Below are 16,452 nucleotides of genomic sequence, written 5' to 3'. Positions count from 1 at the left end.
TCCCTCTCCCTGTGGGAGAGGGTCAGGGTAAGGGGGCATCAGGCCGCACGGTTTCACCGCCCCACGTAATACCGCTTCACCTCGTCAAACTGCATCGCAAACTCGATATAGCTCATCAGCGCGGGCGAATTCAGCTTGCGGCTCGGGTAGGCCAGCCAGAGGTCGTTGCCTTCAACGTTCCACTCCGGCAGTACCTGCACCAGCGCGCCCTTTTCAACCTTATCTCCCAGCAGAAATGCAGGAAGCAGCGTGATCCCCGCCCCGGCCATCGCGCACTCGCGGGCGTACACCAGATTATCGGTCATGTGCGCGTTATCCGGCAGGTAGCGGTAATCCTCATTCTCGCTTCGCAGAAGCCACTCCGACCAGGCTCTGTGCGTAATGCTGCGGTGCTCCACCAGCTGACGGGGATGCGTTAGCGGCGCCCGGCGCGCCAGATAGTCCGGCGAGGCCAGCATGTAGCGCGGACAATGCCCGATCATTCGGCCAATCAGGGAGGAGTCCTGCGGCTTGCCGGTACGCAGCGCCACGTCAAAGCCGGACTCGACCAGATCCACCACATCATCAGAGATCGACACGTCCAGCGAAACCTCAGGATAGCGAAGCTGGAACTCGGCATTCATATGCGCCAGCAGCGTCGCGCCAATTCCAGCCGGACAGGTAATGCGCAGCCGCCCGCTCGGGTTTTCGCGCAGGCGCTGAATGGCATACTCCGCCCGCTCGCTGGCCGCCAGCATTTCGCGGCAGTGCACCAGATAGTGCTCGCCCGCAAACGTCAGGTTCAGCCTGCGCGTGGTGCGGTTAAGCAGGCGGATACCCACCTGCTGCTCCAGCTGGCTAATTCGCTGGCTGACGCTGGATTTCGGCAGTTCGGCTTTCTGGGCTGCCGCGGTAAAGCTGCCCATCTCCGCCACCAGCGCGAAAAGCGCCATATCCTGCAGCTGTTTAAACATGATTGTTCATCCTGTACGAACGCTGAGTTCTTGATTGTCCATCTTATCATGCAGCTGGCCACTTAATAGACTAGCCTCAACAAAACGCATGCCATTGAGGAGCACACCATGTCAGTGAAAGCCATCGCCGTTAACCCGGAAAATCCCGCAACGTTCATTGAAATCACCCCGCCGATGCCACAGCCCGGCGAGCACGATCTGCTGGTGGAGGTCAAAGCCGTCTCGGTTAACCCGGTCGATACCAAAGTCCATGCGGGCATTGCCAAAAACGGACTGAACGAGCCGCGCATTCTCGGGTGGGACGCCAGCGGGATCGTCAAAGCCGTTGGGACGGGCGTCACCGGATTCAAACCGGGAGATGAAGTGTGGTACGCGGGCGACATCACCCGCCCGGGCAGCAACACCACGCATCAGCTGATTGATGCGCGCATTGTCGGGCGCAAGCCCGCAAGCCTCGGCTGGGCCGCTGCCGCTGCACTGCCGTTGACCGCACTCACCGCGTGGGAAGGCCTGTTTGAACGGCTGAACATTCAGGATGCCGGCGCGGACAAAACCCTGCTGATCATTGGCGGCGCGGGCGGGGTGGGATCGCTGGCGATCCCGTTTGCGAAGCACAACAGCAAGGTGAAGGTCATCGCAACCGCGTCTCGCGAAGATTCCGCCCGGTGGTGCCGCGCTCGCGGTGCAGATGTGGTGGTGAACTACCGCGATCTGAAAGGCGAACTGGCGAAACACGGGCTCACCTTTGTGGATTACATTTTCATCCTCAACGACACCGACGGGCACTGGGATGCGGTCAGCGAACTGATTGCCCCACAGGGGCATATCTGTTCCATCGTGGAGAATGAACACCCGCTGAACCAGGACAAGCTGAAGTCGAAATCCGCCGCGCTGCACTGGGAATTTATGTACACCCGCAGCATGTACCAGACCGCGGATATGGCGCGTCAGGGTGAGATCCTCAATGAGGTGGCGAAGCTGGTAGATAATGGCGTAGTGGAAAGCTCACTGAGTGAAACGCTGCACGGGCTGAGCGTGGGGAGCATTACCGAGGCGCACCGTAAGGTGCTGGACGGGCATATGCGCGGAAAAGTGGTGGTTGAGTTCTGAGTGGCTTGATGCCCTCAACCCGGCCCTCTCCCGCAGGGAGAGGGTTAGGGTGAGGGGTAAGTTTTTACCCCTGCTCCCCCATCATCTCCTTCACCAGCTCGACGCAGCGCAGGAAACGGGAGTCGTAGTCCGACTCTTCCACGTGCACAAACTCAACGTTGTTTTCGTTGAGCATCTCCACCAGCATGGACTGGAATTCACGCCTGTCAACGGAGCTGCCGAGGCTGCGCATGCCGTCGGCCACCCACGGGGTGTTGTTTTCCAGCAGGATCACCAGGTCAAAGCGATATTCGTCAATCAGCGCCTGCACGAACGGGTGCTCGCGCCCTTCGTATTTTTTACAGAACGCCTGAGTGGTGACGAAATCGGTATCGATAAACGCCACCTTGTTGGCATATTTCACTGCGAAATCAATGTACTGAGCGTGGCCGAGCGCGATTTTGTCATAGTCGGAATACTGCAGCGCCATCTCGTCGCCGCCCAGGTGCGAGAAGACATAATCGCGGCCGTACTCCCATGCGCTGGTGGTATTGAAGATATTCGCCAGCTTGTTGACCAGCGTTGATTTGCCGCTCGACTCGCCGCCCAGGATCGCGACGGTGCGCACAAAGAACGGCTTCACCTCGGTCGGGATGTAATCCCAGTAGCGGAACGGGTTTTCGCGGATCTGCGCTCCGCTGATGTTCATGAAGGTGCGTTTCGGATCGATCAGCACCGTCTCGATGCCCAGATGCTCGCGGAACTGCGGCGCATCGGACTCTTCAGAGGTGTAGATCCAGTTAGGCGCAATGCCCTTCTCTTCCATAAACGCTTTGATGCCGTTGCTCCACACGTCCCAGCCGTGCGGATACGGCTCCATGCCCTCTTCGTTAAAGGCATGAATGCGAATGTTTTTCTGGTACTTGAAGGTCTGAAGCAGCCAGCGCAGGCGGTCCGGCACGGTCGGCTGCTGCGACATGGCGCTGTCCTCAAACAGCTGGCGATCGCGGGTTTCATCGTAGCCCATGATGATGTGCAGCTCGTCAACCTGGCTACAGGCTCGCTGGATCAGATAGATATGCCCGGTATGCAGCGGGTAAAACTTGCCGAACACCACGCCGATGTTCTTTTGCATACGCGGGAATTCCAGCCCCAGAAAGCGGTGCAGCGCTTCCAGCTTCTGCGCGCTGGGGCTTTTGATTTTGGCGTTCAGCAGCTGGCTCAGATAACCCTTGGTCATGCCGCTGGCGTCCGCCACCTGCTGCAGCGTGCAGCCCTTCTGGCGGATAGCGGTCTTGATGTAGTCAAATGATGACATAAATTACGGTGCCTCCTGCAAAATCGAATACGTAATTATAAGTCGTCAAAGACATTTAACGCATCTGCGAGTTTCTTCACGCCGAAAACCTGCATCCCTTCCGGGATTTTTTTCGGCACGTTAGCAGCGGGAACGATAGCCCGGCGGAAACCGTGTTTTGCCGCCTCGGAGATACGCTCCTGGCCGCTGGGCACCGGACGGATTTCCCCGGCGAGGCCCACCTCACCGAAGACGACCAGATCCTGCGGCAGCGGTCTGTCGCGCAGGCTTGAGACCATCGCCAGCAGCAGCGCCAGGTCTGCGCTGGTCTCAGTGACTTTCACGCCACCCACCACGTTAACGAAAACGTCCTGATCCGCCATCTGCAGCCCACCGTGACGGTGCAGCACCGCCAGCAGGATCGCCAGACGGTTCTGTTCCAGACCGACCGCCACGCGCCGCGGGTTGCCCATCATCGACACGTCCACCAGCGCCTGAATTTCGACGAGCAGCGGGCGCGTGCCTTCCCACAGCACCATTACTGAACTTCCGGAGGTGATCTCATCTCCCCGACTCAGGAAGATCGCCGACGGGTTGCTGACTTCGCGCAGCCCCTGCTCGGTCATGGCAAACACGCCTAACTCGTTCACCGCCCCAAAGCGGTTTTTATGGCTGCGCAGGGTACGGAAGCGGGAGTCCGCGTCGCCGTCGAGCATCACGGAGCAGTCGATACAGTGTTCAAGCACCTTCGGTCCCGCCAGCGAGCCGTCTTTGGTCACGTGGCCGACCATCACAATCGCCACGCCGCGCGTTTTGGCAAAGCGCGTCAGGTAGGCCGCCGTTTCACGCACCTGCGCCACGCTGCCCGGCGAGGACTGAATGTCCGCCATGTGCATCACCTGGATGGAGTCGATCACCATCAGCTTCGGCTGCTCTTCTTCGGCGATCATGCAGATCTGCTCGATGCTGGTTTCGGAGAGCATGTTCAGATTGCCGGTCGGCAGGCCCAGACGGTGTGCGCGCATCGCCACCTGCTGCAGTGATTCTTCGCCCGTGACGTACAGGGTTTTCATCTGTTCGGCGAGCTTGCAGAGCGTTTGCAGCAGCAGGGTCGATTTACCCGCGCCCGGGTTACCGCCGATCAAAATGGCGCTCCCCGGCACCACGCCGCCGCCGAGCACGCGGTCAAACTCTTTGAACCCGGTGGAGAAGCGCGGCAGCTCTTCGAGGCTGATGTCCGAAAGTTTTTGCACCTTCGCAACGCCCGCATTGCCCGCGTAGCCGCTCAGGCGTTCATTGCGCGCCACGCCAGGCGAAGCCGCCACACCACGCACTTCGGTGATGGTGTTCCAGGCATGACAGGCGCTGCATTGCCCCTGCCAGCGCGGATAATCCGCACCACATTCATTACAGACAAATGCGCGTTTTGGAGCTTTCGCCACGGTTTACCTCGTTATTTCTGATTAAGGCTGCCGGAGAGAATGCAGAACACCCCCATCAGGTCAGCGTGACGGATAGTGACTTCCGTCTTTTCATTCACTTTTGGCTTGGCATGGTAGGCAATGCCCAGGCCGGCCGCTTTGATCATCGGCAGGTCGTTCGCGCCGTCCCCGATAGCGACGGTCTGGACAACCGGAATTTCATATTTTTCCGCGAGGCGCGTCAGCGTATTGGCTTTGTACTGGGCATCAACGATATCGCCGATCACCTGGCCGGTCAGCTTGCCGTCCATGATCTCCAGCTCGTTGGCCACCACGGTGGTCAGATGCAGTTTTTCCCGCAGGTAATCCGCGAAGAAGGTGAAGCCACCTGAGGCGATCGCCACCTTCCAGCCGAGGGACTGCAGCTTCAGCACCAGCTGCGTCAGCCCAGGCATCAGCGGCAGAACGTCGCGCACCTGGCGCAGAATATTGGCATCGGCCCCTTTCAGGGTCGCCACGCGCTGGCGCAGGCTGGCGGTGAAATCCAGCTCGCCGCGCATCGCACGCTCGGTGACTTCCGCCACCAGCTCGCCGCTGCCCGCCAGCTTCGCAATTTCGTCGATACACTCGATCTGAATGGCGGTAGAGTCCATGTCCATGACCAGCAGGCCTGGCGTTTTCAGGTGCGGAATTTTACCCAGCGGCGCGACGTCCAGCCCGGCGTCATGCGCCAGACGCGTGGCGCGCTGCGTCAAAGAGCCTGCCAGGCGAATGACCTGATAGTCTTCCACACACCAGGCGGCGACGATGACCATCGCCGCACCCAGTTTGGTTTGATACTGGGTCAGGCGTTGCTTATCCAGACCGCGTCCGTAAAGGAGCCAGCCGCTACGACCGGCATGGTAATCCAGAGGCATCACCTCATCGCCACTTAAAGAGAGCGGCAATCCTGGCCATAAAGAGACATCCGTTGGCAGGTCACACCAGGTAATGTTCGGCATTAAAGCTCCTGTAATTTCGTTCGCGCCGGAAGGTTGCAGAGGGAAAATAACGCATGAGGCTACCCTGTAACCATCACTTCTGGCAACATTAAGCCGTAAATTTTCAGCAGGTGGAATATGGCTCGCGCAAAACTGAAATTCCGGCTCCATCGCGCCGTGATCGTCCTTTCCTGTCTCGCACTCTTAGTGGTGCTGATGCAGGGGGCATCGTGGTTTAGCCAGAATCATCAACGGCAACGCAACCCGCAGTTTGAAGAGCTGGCCCGCACGCTGGCACGCCAGGTGACGCTCAACGTCGCACCGTCCATGCGAACCGAAACGCCGGACGATAAGCGAATAGGCCAGGTTTTACGCCTGCTCACGGAGAATAGCCGCATTCTTGATGCTGGCGTCTATGATGAGCAAGGCAACCTGATTGCCCGCGCGGGCGAACATGTCGACGTGCGCGACAGGCTGGCGCTTGACGGTAAAAAAGCCGGCGGCTACTTCAACCAGCAGCTTGTTGAACCTATTCAGGGTAAGAATGGCCCCCTGGGGTATCTGCGCCTGACGCTCGACACCCACACCCTGCCCACTGAAGCCAAGCAGGTCGATAATACCACCAATATTCTGCGCCTGATGCTGCTGCTTTCTCTCGCCATCGGCGTTGTGCTGGCGCGCACCCTGCTTCGCGGCAAGCGCTCGCGATGGCAGCAATCCCCGTTCCTGCTGACCGCCAGCAGATCCGTTCCCGAAGACGAAGAGAGCGAGAAGAAAGAATAGTGATAAAGTAGGCGAACGATTCGGAAAAGGAACTTTGCCATGACGACGTTACGCCTGCTTATCTCTGACTCTTACGATCCCTGGTTTAATCTCGCGGTAGAAGAGTGCATTTTCCGCCAGATGCCTGCTACCCAGCGCGTCCTGTTTCTCTGGCGTAACGCCGATACGGTGGTCATTGGCCGTGCGCAAAACCCGTGGAAAGAGTGCAATACGCGGCGTATGGAAGAGGATAACGTCCGCCTCGCGCGCCGGAGCAGCGGCGGTGGCGCGGTCTTTCACGATCTGGGCAATACCTGCTTTACCTTTATGGCGGGAAAACCGGAATACGACAAAACCATCTCGACGTCCATCGTCCTAAACGCCCTTAACGCGCTCGGCGTGACGGCTGAAGCCTCCGGACGTAACGATCTGGTGGTCAAAACGCCCGACGGGGATCGCAAGGTGTCCGGCTCCGCCTACCGCGAAACGATGGATCGCGGGTTCCACCACGGCACCCTGCTGCTGAATGCCGATCTCAGCCGTCTGGCGAACTACCTTAATCCTGATAAGAAAAAGTTACAGGCCAAGGGCATTACGTCCGTACGCGGGCGCGTGGCAAATCTGGTGGAGCTGCTGCCGGGGATTACGCACGAGCAGATTTGCGACGCGATCCGTGAAGCGTTCTTTGAACATTACGGCGAGCGCGTGGAAGCAGAAGTGATCTCCCCAGACAAAACCCCGGATCTGCCCAACTTCGCCGACACCTTCGCCCGCCAGAGCAGCTGGGAGTGGAACTTCGGTCAGGCTCCTGCGTTTTCCCATCTACTGGATGAGCGTTTTACCTGGGGCGGCGTGGAATTGCACTTTGACGTGGAGAAGGGCCACATTACCCGTACGCAGGTCTTTACGGATAGTCTCAATCCGGCACCGTTAGAGGCGCTGGCCGCTCGTCTGCAGGGCTGTTTGTATCGGGCGGATATGCTGCAGCAGGAGAGTGACGCGTTGATTGGGGATTTCCCTGAGCAGGAGAAAGAGTTAAGGGATTTGTTAGCATGGATTGCGCAGGCCGTGCGCTAGGTGCGGTCTGGTGCCCTCACCCCAGCCCTCTCCCACAGGGAGAGGGAGGGAAGAGACAGAATTACGCTTTATCGCCCAGCAGAACGGATTCCAGCGCGATTTTGATCATGTCGTTGAAGGTAGTCTGACGCTCGGCAGCGGTGGTCTGCTCGTGGGTACGGATGTGGTCAGACACGGTACAGATGGTCAGCGCTTTCGCACCAAACTCAGCCGCGACGCCGTAGATACCCGCCGCTTCCATTTCCACGCCCAGGATGCCGTATTTTTCCATCACGTCGAACATCTCGCCGCCGTCCGGGGCATAGAACAGGTCAGCAGAGAAGATGTTACCCACGCGCGCTTCAACGCCCAGCGCTTTTGCTGCGTCAACCGCGTCGCGCACCATGCCGAAGTCAGCAATCGCTGCGAAGTCATGGTCTTTGAAACGCATACGGTTAACTTTGGAATCGGTGCAGGCACCCATACCGATAACGATGTCGCGCAGCTTAACGTCCATGCGCACCGCGCCGCAGGAGCCAACGCGGATGATTTTCTTCACGCCGAAATCGGTGATCAGCTCTTTAGTGTAGATAGAGCAGGATGGGATACCCATACCGTGGCCCATAACGGAAATTTTGCGGCCTTTATAGGTACCGGTGAAGCCCAGCATGCCGCGAACGTTGTTCACTTCACGCACGTCTTCCAGGAAGGTTTCTGCAATGTGCTTCGCGCGCAGCGGGTCGCCCGGCATCAATACGACGTCAGCGAAATCACCCATTTCTGCGTTAATGTGAGGAGTTGCCATCTTCAGTTCCTTTAACATTGTTTATTCTTTTCACCCTCTCCCTGCGGGAGAGGGTCGGGGTGAGGGCATCAGACCTCACCCAACATGATTCAGAACATGGCCTTGCCATATTCCATGTCAGACGTACCAAAGTATTTGGCGATAGTCTGGCCGATGTCCGCGAAGGTTTCACGGTGCCCCAGCGAGCCCGGCTTCACTTTCGGGCCGTACACCAGCACCGGAATGTGCTCACGGGTGTGGTCGGTACCGGTCCAGGTTGGGTCACAGCCGTGGTCCGCGGTCAGGATCAGAATGTCATCTTCACCCACCAGTTCCATCAGCTCCGGCAGACGGCGGTCGAACAGTTCCAGACCGGCCGCATAGCCTGCGACGTCGCGACGGTGGCCCCAGGAGGAGTCGAAGTCCACGAAGTTGGTGAAGACAATGGTCTTGTCGCCCGCTTCTTTCATCTCTTTGATGGTGGCATCGAACAGCGCATCCAGACCGGTCGCTTTGACCTTTTTGGTGATGCCGCAGTTAGCGTAGATATCCGCGATTTTACCCACGGACACCACGTGACCGTCCTTCTCTTCAACCAGCTTCTGCAGCACGGTTGGCGCCGGCGGCTCAACGGCCAGATCGTGACGGTTACCGGTACGCTGGAAGTTACCCGCTTTGTCGCCGATAAACGGACGCGCGATCACGCGCCCAATGTTGTAGCCGCCTTCGGTCAGCTCTTCACGGGCGATTTCGCACAGCTCGTAGAGTTTATCCAGGCCATACGTTTCTTCATGGCACGCAATCTGGAACACGGAGTCAGCAGAAGTGTAGAAAATCGGCTTGCCGGTTTTCATGTGCTCTTCGCCGAGCTGATCCAGAATCACGGTACCGGAAGAGTGGCAGTTACCCAGGTAACCCGGCAGGTTGGCACGCTTCACCAGCTTATCGAGCAGCTCCTGCGGGAAGCTGTTCTCGTGATCGGAGAAATAGCCCCAGTCGAACAGCACCGGCACACCGGCGATTTCCCAGTGGCCAGACGGGGTGTCTTTACCGGAGGAGAGCTCGTGAGCCCAGGCGTAGGCGCCCACGACTTCCGCGTTGCCGTCCATACCGGCTGCGATTTTACCGGTAGAGCCTTCATGCGCTTTCACCAGCCCGAGGCGGGTCAGGTTAGGTAGAGTCAGAGGGCCTTTACGACCGTTGTCCGCTTCGCCTTTCGCACAGGCTTCCGCGATGTGACCCATGGTATCGGAACCCACGTCACCAAAACGTTCTGCATCTTCGGTTGCGCCGATGCCGAATGAGTCCAGCACCATAATAAATGCACGTTTCATAATTGTTCTCCGTACGTAGTGCTTCAAAAATTATCGATCAGATCAGTATACCGCTATTCGGTGATACGGCGATAGACAGTCGGTGTGGTTTCCGGTGCTTTATCGTCAAGCGTAATAGCCGCTTTCACCGCTTTAGCCGCTTCCTGCCAGCTGGCTTCATCTTTGGCGTGGATCACCGCCAGCGGACGTTGACCGTCAACGCTGTCGCCCAGACGGGCCATATCGGTAAAGCCGACGCTGTAATCAATGGTGTCCGATGCCTGACGGCGACCGCCGCCCATCGAGACCACCGCCATACCCAGCGCACGGGTGTCCATCGCAGAGACAAACCCTTCGCTATCGGCATACACCGCTTTGCTGAGCGTCGCGGTCGGCAGGTACTTCGCATAGTTTTCGACGAAATCGGTCGGGCCTTTCTGGGCTGCTACCATGCGGCCGAAAATGTCCGCCGCTTTGCCGTTATCCAGCACCGCCTGCAGTTTCGCGCGCGCTTCCGCATCGTCTTTGGCCAGCTTGCCGGAGATTAACATCTCAACGCACAGCGCCATGGTCACGTCAAACAGGCGCGGGTTACGGTATTCCCCGGTGAGGAACTGGACGGCTTCACGCACTTCGACGGCGTTACCGGCGCTGGAGGCCAGCACCTGGTTCATGTCGGTGAGCAGTGCGGTGGTGCGCACGCCCGCGCCGTTGGAGACGCCAACGATCGCTTCGGCAAGCTGCGCAGAGAGTTCATAGGTTGGCATAAAGGCGCCGCTGCCCACCTTCACGTCCATCACCAGCGCATCCAGCCCTTCCGCCAGCTTCTTCGCCAGGATAGAGGCGGTGATCAGCGGGATGGAGTCAACGGTCGCGGTGATGTCGCGGGTCGCGTAGAAACGCTTGTCTGCCGGAGCAAGAGAGCTGGTCTGGCCGATAATCGCCACACCAACGTCTTTAATTATGTCGCGGAAGCGGTTGTCATCCGGGAAGATATCGAAGCCCGGAATGGCTTCCAGTTTGTCGAGCGTACCGCCGGTGTGGCCCAGGCCGCGTCCGGAGATCATCGGGATGTAACCACCACAGGCTGCCACCATTGGGCCAAGCATCAGGGAGGTCACGTCGCCCACGCCGCCGGTGGAGTGTTTATCCACAATCGGGCCGTTAAGATTGAGGCTTTTCCAGTCCAGAACGGTTCCTGAATCTCGCATCGCCATGGTCAGCGACACGCGCTCAGGCATCGACATATCGTGGAAGAAAATGGTCATCGCCAGAGCAGCAATCTGCCCTTCTGAGACGGTGTTATCACGAATGCCGTTGATGAAGAAGCGGATCTCTTCGTCGCTTAATGCATGACCATCACGTTTTTTACGAATAATTTCTTGTGCGAGAAACACGGTAACCTCCATGCGGAATCGGGGGAGTTGTGGCGGGTGGCGTTACGCTTACCCGCCCTACGATCCTGTAGGTCGGATAAGCGAAGCGTCATCCGGCGTTGTATGGCAATCAGTAGCTGCTTGCGCTCTTACCGTCGCCGTGACCCAGCGCTTTCAGCAGGCTGGCCAGCAGGCTGGAGGCGCCGAAGCGGTAGTGACGGGAATCGGCCCAGTCGGCGCCAAACAGCTCGTCGGCAATCGCCAGGAACTGCTGCGCGTCTTCGGCGGTACGCACGCCGCCCGCAGGTTTGAAACCAACGGTTTTGGACACGCCCATGTCGCGGATCACTTCCATCATGATGCGCGCGCTTTCCGGGGTCGCATTCACCGGCACTTTACCGGTAGAGGTTTTAATGAAATCCGCACCGGCTTTGATGGAGATTTCAGACGCCTTACGAATCAGCGCCTCTTCTTTAAGCTCGCCGGTTTCGATGATCACTTTCAGCAGCACGTTTGCCGCCGCACACGCGTCTTTACAGGCTTTCACCAGATCAAAACCGACCTGCTCGTTGCCAGCGATCAGCGCGCGGTACGGGAACACCACGTCAACTTCGTCTGCGCCGTAGGCAATCGCCGCGCGGGTTTCTGCCAGCGCAATGTCGATATCGTCGTTGCCGTGCGGGAAGTTAGTCACGGTTGCAATGCGCACGTCCGGGGTGCCCTGCTCTTTCAGCGTCTTCCGGGCAATCGGGATAAAGCGCGGGTAGATACAAACGGCTGCGGTATTACCCACCGGCGTTTTCGCCTGATGGCACAGGGCGATGACTTTCTCATTGGTGTCGTCATCGTTCAGGGTGGTCAGGTCCATCAGTTTCAACGCGCGCAGGCTGCTTGCAGTTAAATCGGTCATAACAATCTCCAACGGCAGTGCCGTATAAATTTTACCTTGCGGGTCTGTGAGTATTCTAACATTCACCCGCATCCACACTTCGACATTCATCACAGTTAATGAAAACTTCGTACAAATTTGCATTGCTGTAATGAGATCTTCTTCAAACTTTAGTGCGCAAATTGCCGACTAAAGCAGCAATACCCCCTGTGGGATCAAAAGCGCCAACAGGCAGGCTTTCTACAATCCGTTCATCATCCGCAGAACATTCAAGGAAGCGAATATGCCCCACTCCAGCCCCGACGCCCTGCAGCAACGTTGCCAGCAGATTGTGACAAGCCCGGTGTTAACCCCGGAACAAAAACGTCATTTTCTGGCGCTGGAAGCGGAAAACAACCTGGCGTATCCGGCACTTCCTGAAGCTGCGCGCGCCGCGCTGGACGAGGGGTTTATCTGCGACATGTTCGAAGGCCATGCGCCTTACAAACCCCGTTACGTTCTGCCGGATTACGCAAAATTTCTGGCTAATGGTTCAGAATGGCTGGAGCTGGAAGGGGCAAAAGATCTCGACGATGCCCTCTCGCTGTTAACCATCCTCTACCATCATGTTCCGTCCGTCACATCGATGCCGGTCTATCTCGGTCAGCTTGATGCGTTGCTGCAACCTTATGTTAGAATTCTAACACAAGAAGAGATCGATAGCCGAATAAAACGTTTCTGGCGCTATCTCGACCGTACGCTGCCGGATGCGTTTATGCACGCAAACATCGGGCCTGCTGACGGCCCCATCACCCGTGCCATTTTGCGGACCGATGCAGAGCTGAAGCAGGTCGCGCCAAACCTGACCTTTATCTACGATCCCGATATCACCGCGGACGACTTGCTGCTTGAGGTAGCAAAAAACATATGTGAATGCAGCAAACCGCATATTTCTTATGGCCCGGTGAATGATAAAATTTTCACAAAAGGCCGTTACGGCGTGGTGAGCTGTTACAACTCCCTGCCGCTTGCAGGCGGTGGCAGCACCCTGGTGCGCCTTAACCTCAAAGCCATTGCTGAACGCAGCACATCCATTGAAGACTTCTTCACCCGCACGCTCCCGCACTACTGCCAGCAGCAAATGGCCATCATCGATGCACGCTGCGGTTTCCTGTACGAGCAATCTGGCTTCTTTGAGAATAGCTTCCTGGTGAAAGAGGGGCTGATTGATGCCGATCGGTTTGTGCCGATGTTTGGCATGTACGGCCTGGCGGAAGCGGTAAACTCGCTTTGTGAGAAAGCAGGAATAGCGGGACGCTACGGAAAAGATGAGCAGGCCAACGCGCTGGGCTATCGCATCAGCGAACAGCTTGCGGCGTTTGTCGAAAACACGCCGGTGAAGCACGCCTGGAAGCAGCGCGCGATGCTTCATGCCCAGTCGGGGATCAGCTCCGATTCGGGTACCACGCCAGGCGCGCGCCTGCCCTACGGCGACGAGCCGGATCCCATCAGCCACCTGCTGGCGGTGGCTCCCCATCACAAGCACTACTCTTCCGGGATAAGCGATATTCTGACGCTGGATGAAACGGTAAAACGCAACCCGCAGGCGGTGGTTCAGCTGTGCCTGGGCGCGTTCAGGGCGGGTATGCGTGAATTTACCGCCAACGTAGCGGGTAACGATCTGGTGCGCGTAACCGGGTATATGGTGCGGCTATCGGATCTGGATAAATACCGCGAAGCAGGGTCGAGAACGAACACCACGTGGCTGGGTGAAGAAGCCGCACGCAATACCCGCATTCTGGAACGTCAGCCGCGCGTGATAAGCCATGAACAGCAGATGCGCTTTAGTTAGTCAGGTCATCCCTTTTTCCTGCGTGGACGGGCCGGGCAGCCGCCTGGCCCTGTTCCTGCAGGGCTGCAACCTGCGCTGTAAAACCTGCCACAACCCGTGGACGATCGGCCGCTGCAATGACTGCGGGGACTGCGTGCCCCACTGCCCGCACGACGCGCTAATTATGCAGGCGGGACGCGTCTGGTGGCAGGAGAGCGACTGCCAGCAGTGCGACACCTGCCTGCACCTGTGCCAGCAGCAGGCCACGCCCATGGCGCACCGCCTGAGCGTGGAGGAGATCCTCGCGCAGATCCGCAAATCCGCACCGTTTATCGAAGGGATCACCGTAAGCGGCGGGGAAGCCACAACGCAATTGCCATTTTTAGTGACGCTATTCTCTGCGATCAAAGCCGATCCCGCCCTGCATCATCTGACCTGCCTGGTCGACAGCAACGGCTTGTTAAGCGAAACAGGCTGGCAAAAGCTGCTGCCGGTACTGGATGGCGCGATGCTGGACCTGAAAGCATGGGGGAACGAACACCACCGCTTCCTGACCGGGCGCGAAAACCCGCAGATCAAGCAGAGCATCCGCTGGCTGGCAGATCGTCACCGTTTGACGGAGCTCCGCCTGCTGGTCATTCCGGGGCAGTGTGATTACCTGGAACATCTGAAGCCGCTGACGGCGTTTATCCACGGGCTGGGAAACGTGGCGGTACGCCTTAACGCGTTTCATGCGCACGGCGTATACGGTGAGGCAGCGTTATGGCGCAGCGCCACGCCGGAAGACGTTGAACCGCTGGCGCGGGCGCTGGAAAAACAGAAAATAACGGTGATCCGCCCGGCGCTTTATCTATAGCGTGATGCCAAATACCGAACGCGTATTTTCCAGCAGCGCATCGGCAATCACCTCTTCCGGCTCCTGTCGCAGTTCACACAGGGTGGTGAACACACGCGCCGCCTGTTCCGGGCGATTCGGCTGTCCCTGAAAACCGTTCAGCGGCATATCCGGCGCGTCAGTTTCCAGCAGAAGCGCCGACAGCGGCAGCTGTGCCATCACGTCACGGGTTTTACTGGCGCGCGGATAGGTGATGGTGCCACCCACACCAATTTTATAGCCCAGTTCAATGAAACGCTGCGCCTGCTGCAGGCTGCCGGAGAAACCGTGCACGACGCCCCTGCGCGGCAGATCGATGCGTTTCAGGTGCATCGCCAGCTTATCGTGCGTGCGTCTTGAGTGGAGGATCACCGGCAGATCGTGGCGCTTCGCCAGCCTGAGCTGCGCGTCGAGGATCGTCTGCTGGCGCTCAAACTGCGGATCCTCGCGATAAAGATCGAGGCCGATCTCACCGATGGCGACAAGCTTGTCGCCTGCGGTCTGCACGATCTCATCAAGCCTCTCAATGTGCTCATCCCGATGCCGCTCAATCACAATCGGATGCAGGCCGAGCGCGGCATAGAGTGCGGAGTGCCGCATGGAAAGATCCAGCACGCGGGAAAAATAGGCCGCTTCCACTGAAGGAACAATGATGGCCTGAACGCCTGCCTCGGCCGCTTTCGCAATACTGTGTTCTTCATCTCCCGTAAACGGCGGGAAATCGAAGTGGCAGTGGGTATCAATAAAGCGGTGCGTCACGCCAGATCCTCGTTATCCAGTAAAGCGTCATTCGCCTGCGGAATATCCACAAGCGGCATCGTCAGGGCATCGTTAGCGACAACCGCAGGCGGCGTAATAATGCGTTTATGGCGATGAAGCGGCGGTTGCTCTGCCAGCATTTTACCCACCGTCGCCAGGAAGTAGCGTCCGCACAGCCGCCCCGTTTTGTAATCCATGCGCAGCGCAGGGACGCGGCTTCCCAGCGCCATGCTCAGCAGCGGCTTAGGCGGATAAATTTCAAAAATACGCAGCTTACCCGGCGGCTTTTCAATGAATCGCTGCATCGCGCCGTAGGTTGTTTCATGCTGCTTCGCGATGTTCACCAGCGGCTGAAGGCTGCTGTCGCCAAGCCAGCGCTCCATCCGCTTAAACCACTGTGGGGTGTAATACATTTGCGACGGCACGGTACGGATCACCACGATGGTTTTCGCCCCGCGACGGGCGGCTTCCTGCACCGGCACCGCGTCACTGATCCCGCCGTCCAGATAGCTAATGCCGTCCAGCAGGGCGCCGGTACGATAAAAACCGGGGATCGCGCTGGAGGCGCGGATGATGTCCAGCCAGTTCTCTTTCTGAGGCGAAAAATAGCCCGGCGAATAGTCATCGCCCCGGCTGGCGCACATCCAGAACTCTTTGCCGCTATCAAACAGACGCGCGGCGGTGTCCATGGCCAGCGGCATCTGGCTGGAGGTCGACTCCAGCAGCCAGTCGAGATCGATCAGGTTGCCGCCGCGCACAAAGCGCACCGGATTAAAAAATTCTTTCGCCGTGGTATAGCGCATGATGACCTTTCGCGCGTAGCCGGGCTGGTTGCAGACATAGGCAGAGAGGTTCTGCGCCCCGGCAGACGTGCCGAAATAGAGGTCAAAAGGGTTGAACTGCGCGCGCATAAACTCATCCAGCACACCGGCGGTGAAAATGCCGCGCTGTCCGCCACCCTCGCATACCAGCGCGAGTTGACCTGCGCGGAACGGTTTTAACGTCAGCGGCGCAATATTGCCGAGCGTAACGGGAATTCGTTGCCCCACCTCTGCTTTCCTGTTTTGATTATTTTATAACACCACAGTA

At 58.2% G+C, this 16,452-nt stretch carries 15 protein-coding genes; 5 read left to right on the top strand and 10 right to left on the bottom strand.

Translation table 11 applies throughout. The features are described from left to right. Window positions 1-53: 53 nt before the first annotated feature. Window positions 54-953, bottom strand: a complete 900-nt coding sequence (locus PUP35_RS03095; RefSeq protein WP_223581196.1) for a LysR family transcriptional regulator — start codon at window positions 951-953, stop codon at window positions 54-56. 108 nt (window positions 954-1,061) lie between these two features. Between PUP35_RS03095 and PUP35_RS03090 the strand changes: the two genes are divergently transcribed. Further along, entirely contained in the window at window positions 1,062-2,063 is a 1,002-nt protein-coding gene (locus PUP35_RS03090; RefSeq protein ID WP_274241954.1) for a zinc-binding alcohol dehydrogenase family protein, read from the top strand. A 64-nt stretch (window positions 2,064-2,127) separates the two neighbouring features. Here PUP35_RS03090 and nadR read toward each other — a convergent pair whose 3' ends face one another. Genes nadR through serB form a run of 3 tightly spaced genes read right to left on the bottom strand, consistent with a single transcriptional unit; the run spans window position 2,128 to window position 5,761 of the window. Beyond that, complete coding sequence (gene nadR / locus PUP35_RS03085; RefSeq protein WP_006810194.1) at window positions 2,128-3,360, bottom strand: multifunctional transcriptional regulator/nicotinamide-nucleotide adenylyltransferase/ribosylnicotinamide kinase NadR; 1,233 nt, start codon at window positions 3,358-3,360, stop codon at window positions 2,128-2,130. Window positions 3,361-3,395: 35 nt separating this feature from the next. Then, window positions 3,396-4,781 carry a DNA repair protein RadA gene (gene radA / locus PUP35_RS03080; protein WP_274241951.1) on the bottom strand — a complete coding sequence of 462 codons (1,386 nt, stop codon included), beginning with the start codon at window positions 4,779-4,781 and terminating at the stop codon, window positions 3,396-3,398. Between the two features lie 11 nt (window positions 4,782-4,792). Next, window positions 4,793-5,761, bottom strand: coding sequence for a phosphoserine phosphatase (gene serB / locus PUP35_RS03075; RefSeq protein WP_008502066.1), 969 nt, complete (start codon window positions 5,759-5,761; stop codon window positions 4,793-4,795). Window positions 5,762-5,878: 117 nt separating this feature from the next. Here serB and PUP35_RS03070 point away from each other — a divergent pair, with 117 nt between their 5' ends. Both PUP35_RS03070 and lplA read left to right on the top strand, forming a co-directional pair. After that, a complete protein-coding gene (locus PUP35_RS03070; protein ID WP_115876488.1) occupies window positions 5,879-6,523 on the top strand; it encodes a YtjB family periplasmic protein in 645 nt (214 codons plus the stop codon). A 39-nt stretch (window positions 6,524-6,562) separates the two neighbouring features. Then, on the top strand, window positions 6,563-7,579 hold the full coding sequence (gene lplA / locus PUP35_RS03065; protein ID WP_274241946.1) for a lipoate--protein ligase LplA: 1,017 nt from the start codon (window positions 6,563-6,565) through the stop codon (window positions 7,577-7,579). A 61-nt stretch (window positions 7,580-7,640) separates the two neighbouring features. Here lplA and deoD read toward each other — a convergent pair whose 3' ends face one another. The 4 genes from deoD to deoC all read right to left on the bottom strand — a co-directional run bounded on the left by deoD (window position 7,641) and on the right by deoC (window position 11,941). Then, window positions 7,641-8,363, bottom strand: a complete 723-nt coding sequence (gene deoD, locus PUP35_RS03060) for a purine-nucleoside phosphorylase (RefSeq protein ID WP_032643987.1) — start codon at window positions 8,361-8,363, stop codon at window positions 7,641-7,643. A gap of 89 nt (window positions 8,364-8,452) precedes the next feature. Next, window positions 8,453-9,676, bottom strand: a complete 1,224-nt coding sequence (gene deoB, locus PUP35_RS03055) for a phosphopentomutase (protein ID WP_127729560.1) — start codon at window positions 9,674-9,676, stop codon at window positions 8,453-8,455. A 53-nt stretch (window positions 9,677-9,729) separates the two neighbouring features. Next, window positions 9,730-11,052, bottom strand: a complete 1,323-nt coding sequence (gene deoA / locus PUP35_RS03050; RefSeq protein ID WP_127729558.1) for a thymidine phosphorylase — start codon at window positions 11,050-11,052, stop codon at window positions 9,730-9,732. A 109-nt stretch (window positions 11,053-11,161) separates the two neighbouring features. Further along, window positions 11,162-11,941, bottom strand: coding sequence for a deoxyribose-phosphate aldolase (gene deoC / locus PUP35_RS03045; RefSeq protein WP_023303054.1), 780 nt, complete (start codon window positions 11,939-11,941; stop codon window positions 11,162-11,164). 262 nt (window positions 11,942-12,203) lie between these two features. Here deoC and PUP35_RS03040 point away from each other — a divergent pair, with 262 nt between their 5' ends. Beyond that, complete coding sequence (locus PUP35_RS03040) at window positions 12,204-13,751, top strand: YjjI family glycine radical enzyme (protein WP_274241940.1); 1,548 nt, start codon at window positions 12,204-12,206, stop codon at window positions 13,749-13,751. After that, a complete protein-coding gene (locus tag PUP35_RS03035; protein ID WP_271368898.1) occupies window positions 13,726-14,586 on the top strand; it encodes a YjjW family glycine radical enzyme activase in 861 nt (286 codons plus the stop codon). The genes PUP35_RS03040 and PUP35_RS03035 overlap by 26 nt, the downstream gene beginning before the upstream one ends. Here PUP35_RS03035 and PUP35_RS03030 read toward each other — a convergent pair. Both PUP35_RS03030 and PUP35_RS03025 read right to left on the bottom strand, forming a co-directional pair. Next, entirely contained in the window at window positions 14,581-15,363 is a 783-nt protein-coding gene (locus PUP35_RS03030) for a TatD family hydrolase (RefSeq protein WP_133293746.1), read from the bottom strand. The genes PUP35_RS03035 and PUP35_RS03030 overlap by 6 nt on opposite strands. Further along, window positions 15,360-16,412 (bottom strand): patatin-like phospholipase family protein, encoded by a 1,053-nt coding sequence (locus PUP35_RS03025; RefSeq protein ID WP_149367746.1) that lies wholly within the window; start codon window positions 16,410-16,412, stop codon window positions 15,360-15,362. The genes PUP35_RS03030 and PUP35_RS03025 overlap by 4 nt, the downstream gene beginning before the upstream one ends. Window positions 16,413-16,452 lie beyond the last annotated feature (40 nt).

This window comes from Enterobacter sp. S-33, assembly GCF_028735835.1.
GTDB classification, from domain to species: Bacteria; Pseudomonadota; Gammaproteobacteria; order Enterobacterales; family Enterobacteriaceae; genus Enterobacter; species Enterobacter vonholyi.
The sequence above is the reverse complement of the archived record's forward strand: the minus strand, read 5'-3'. Positions and strand labels throughout refer to the sequence as shown.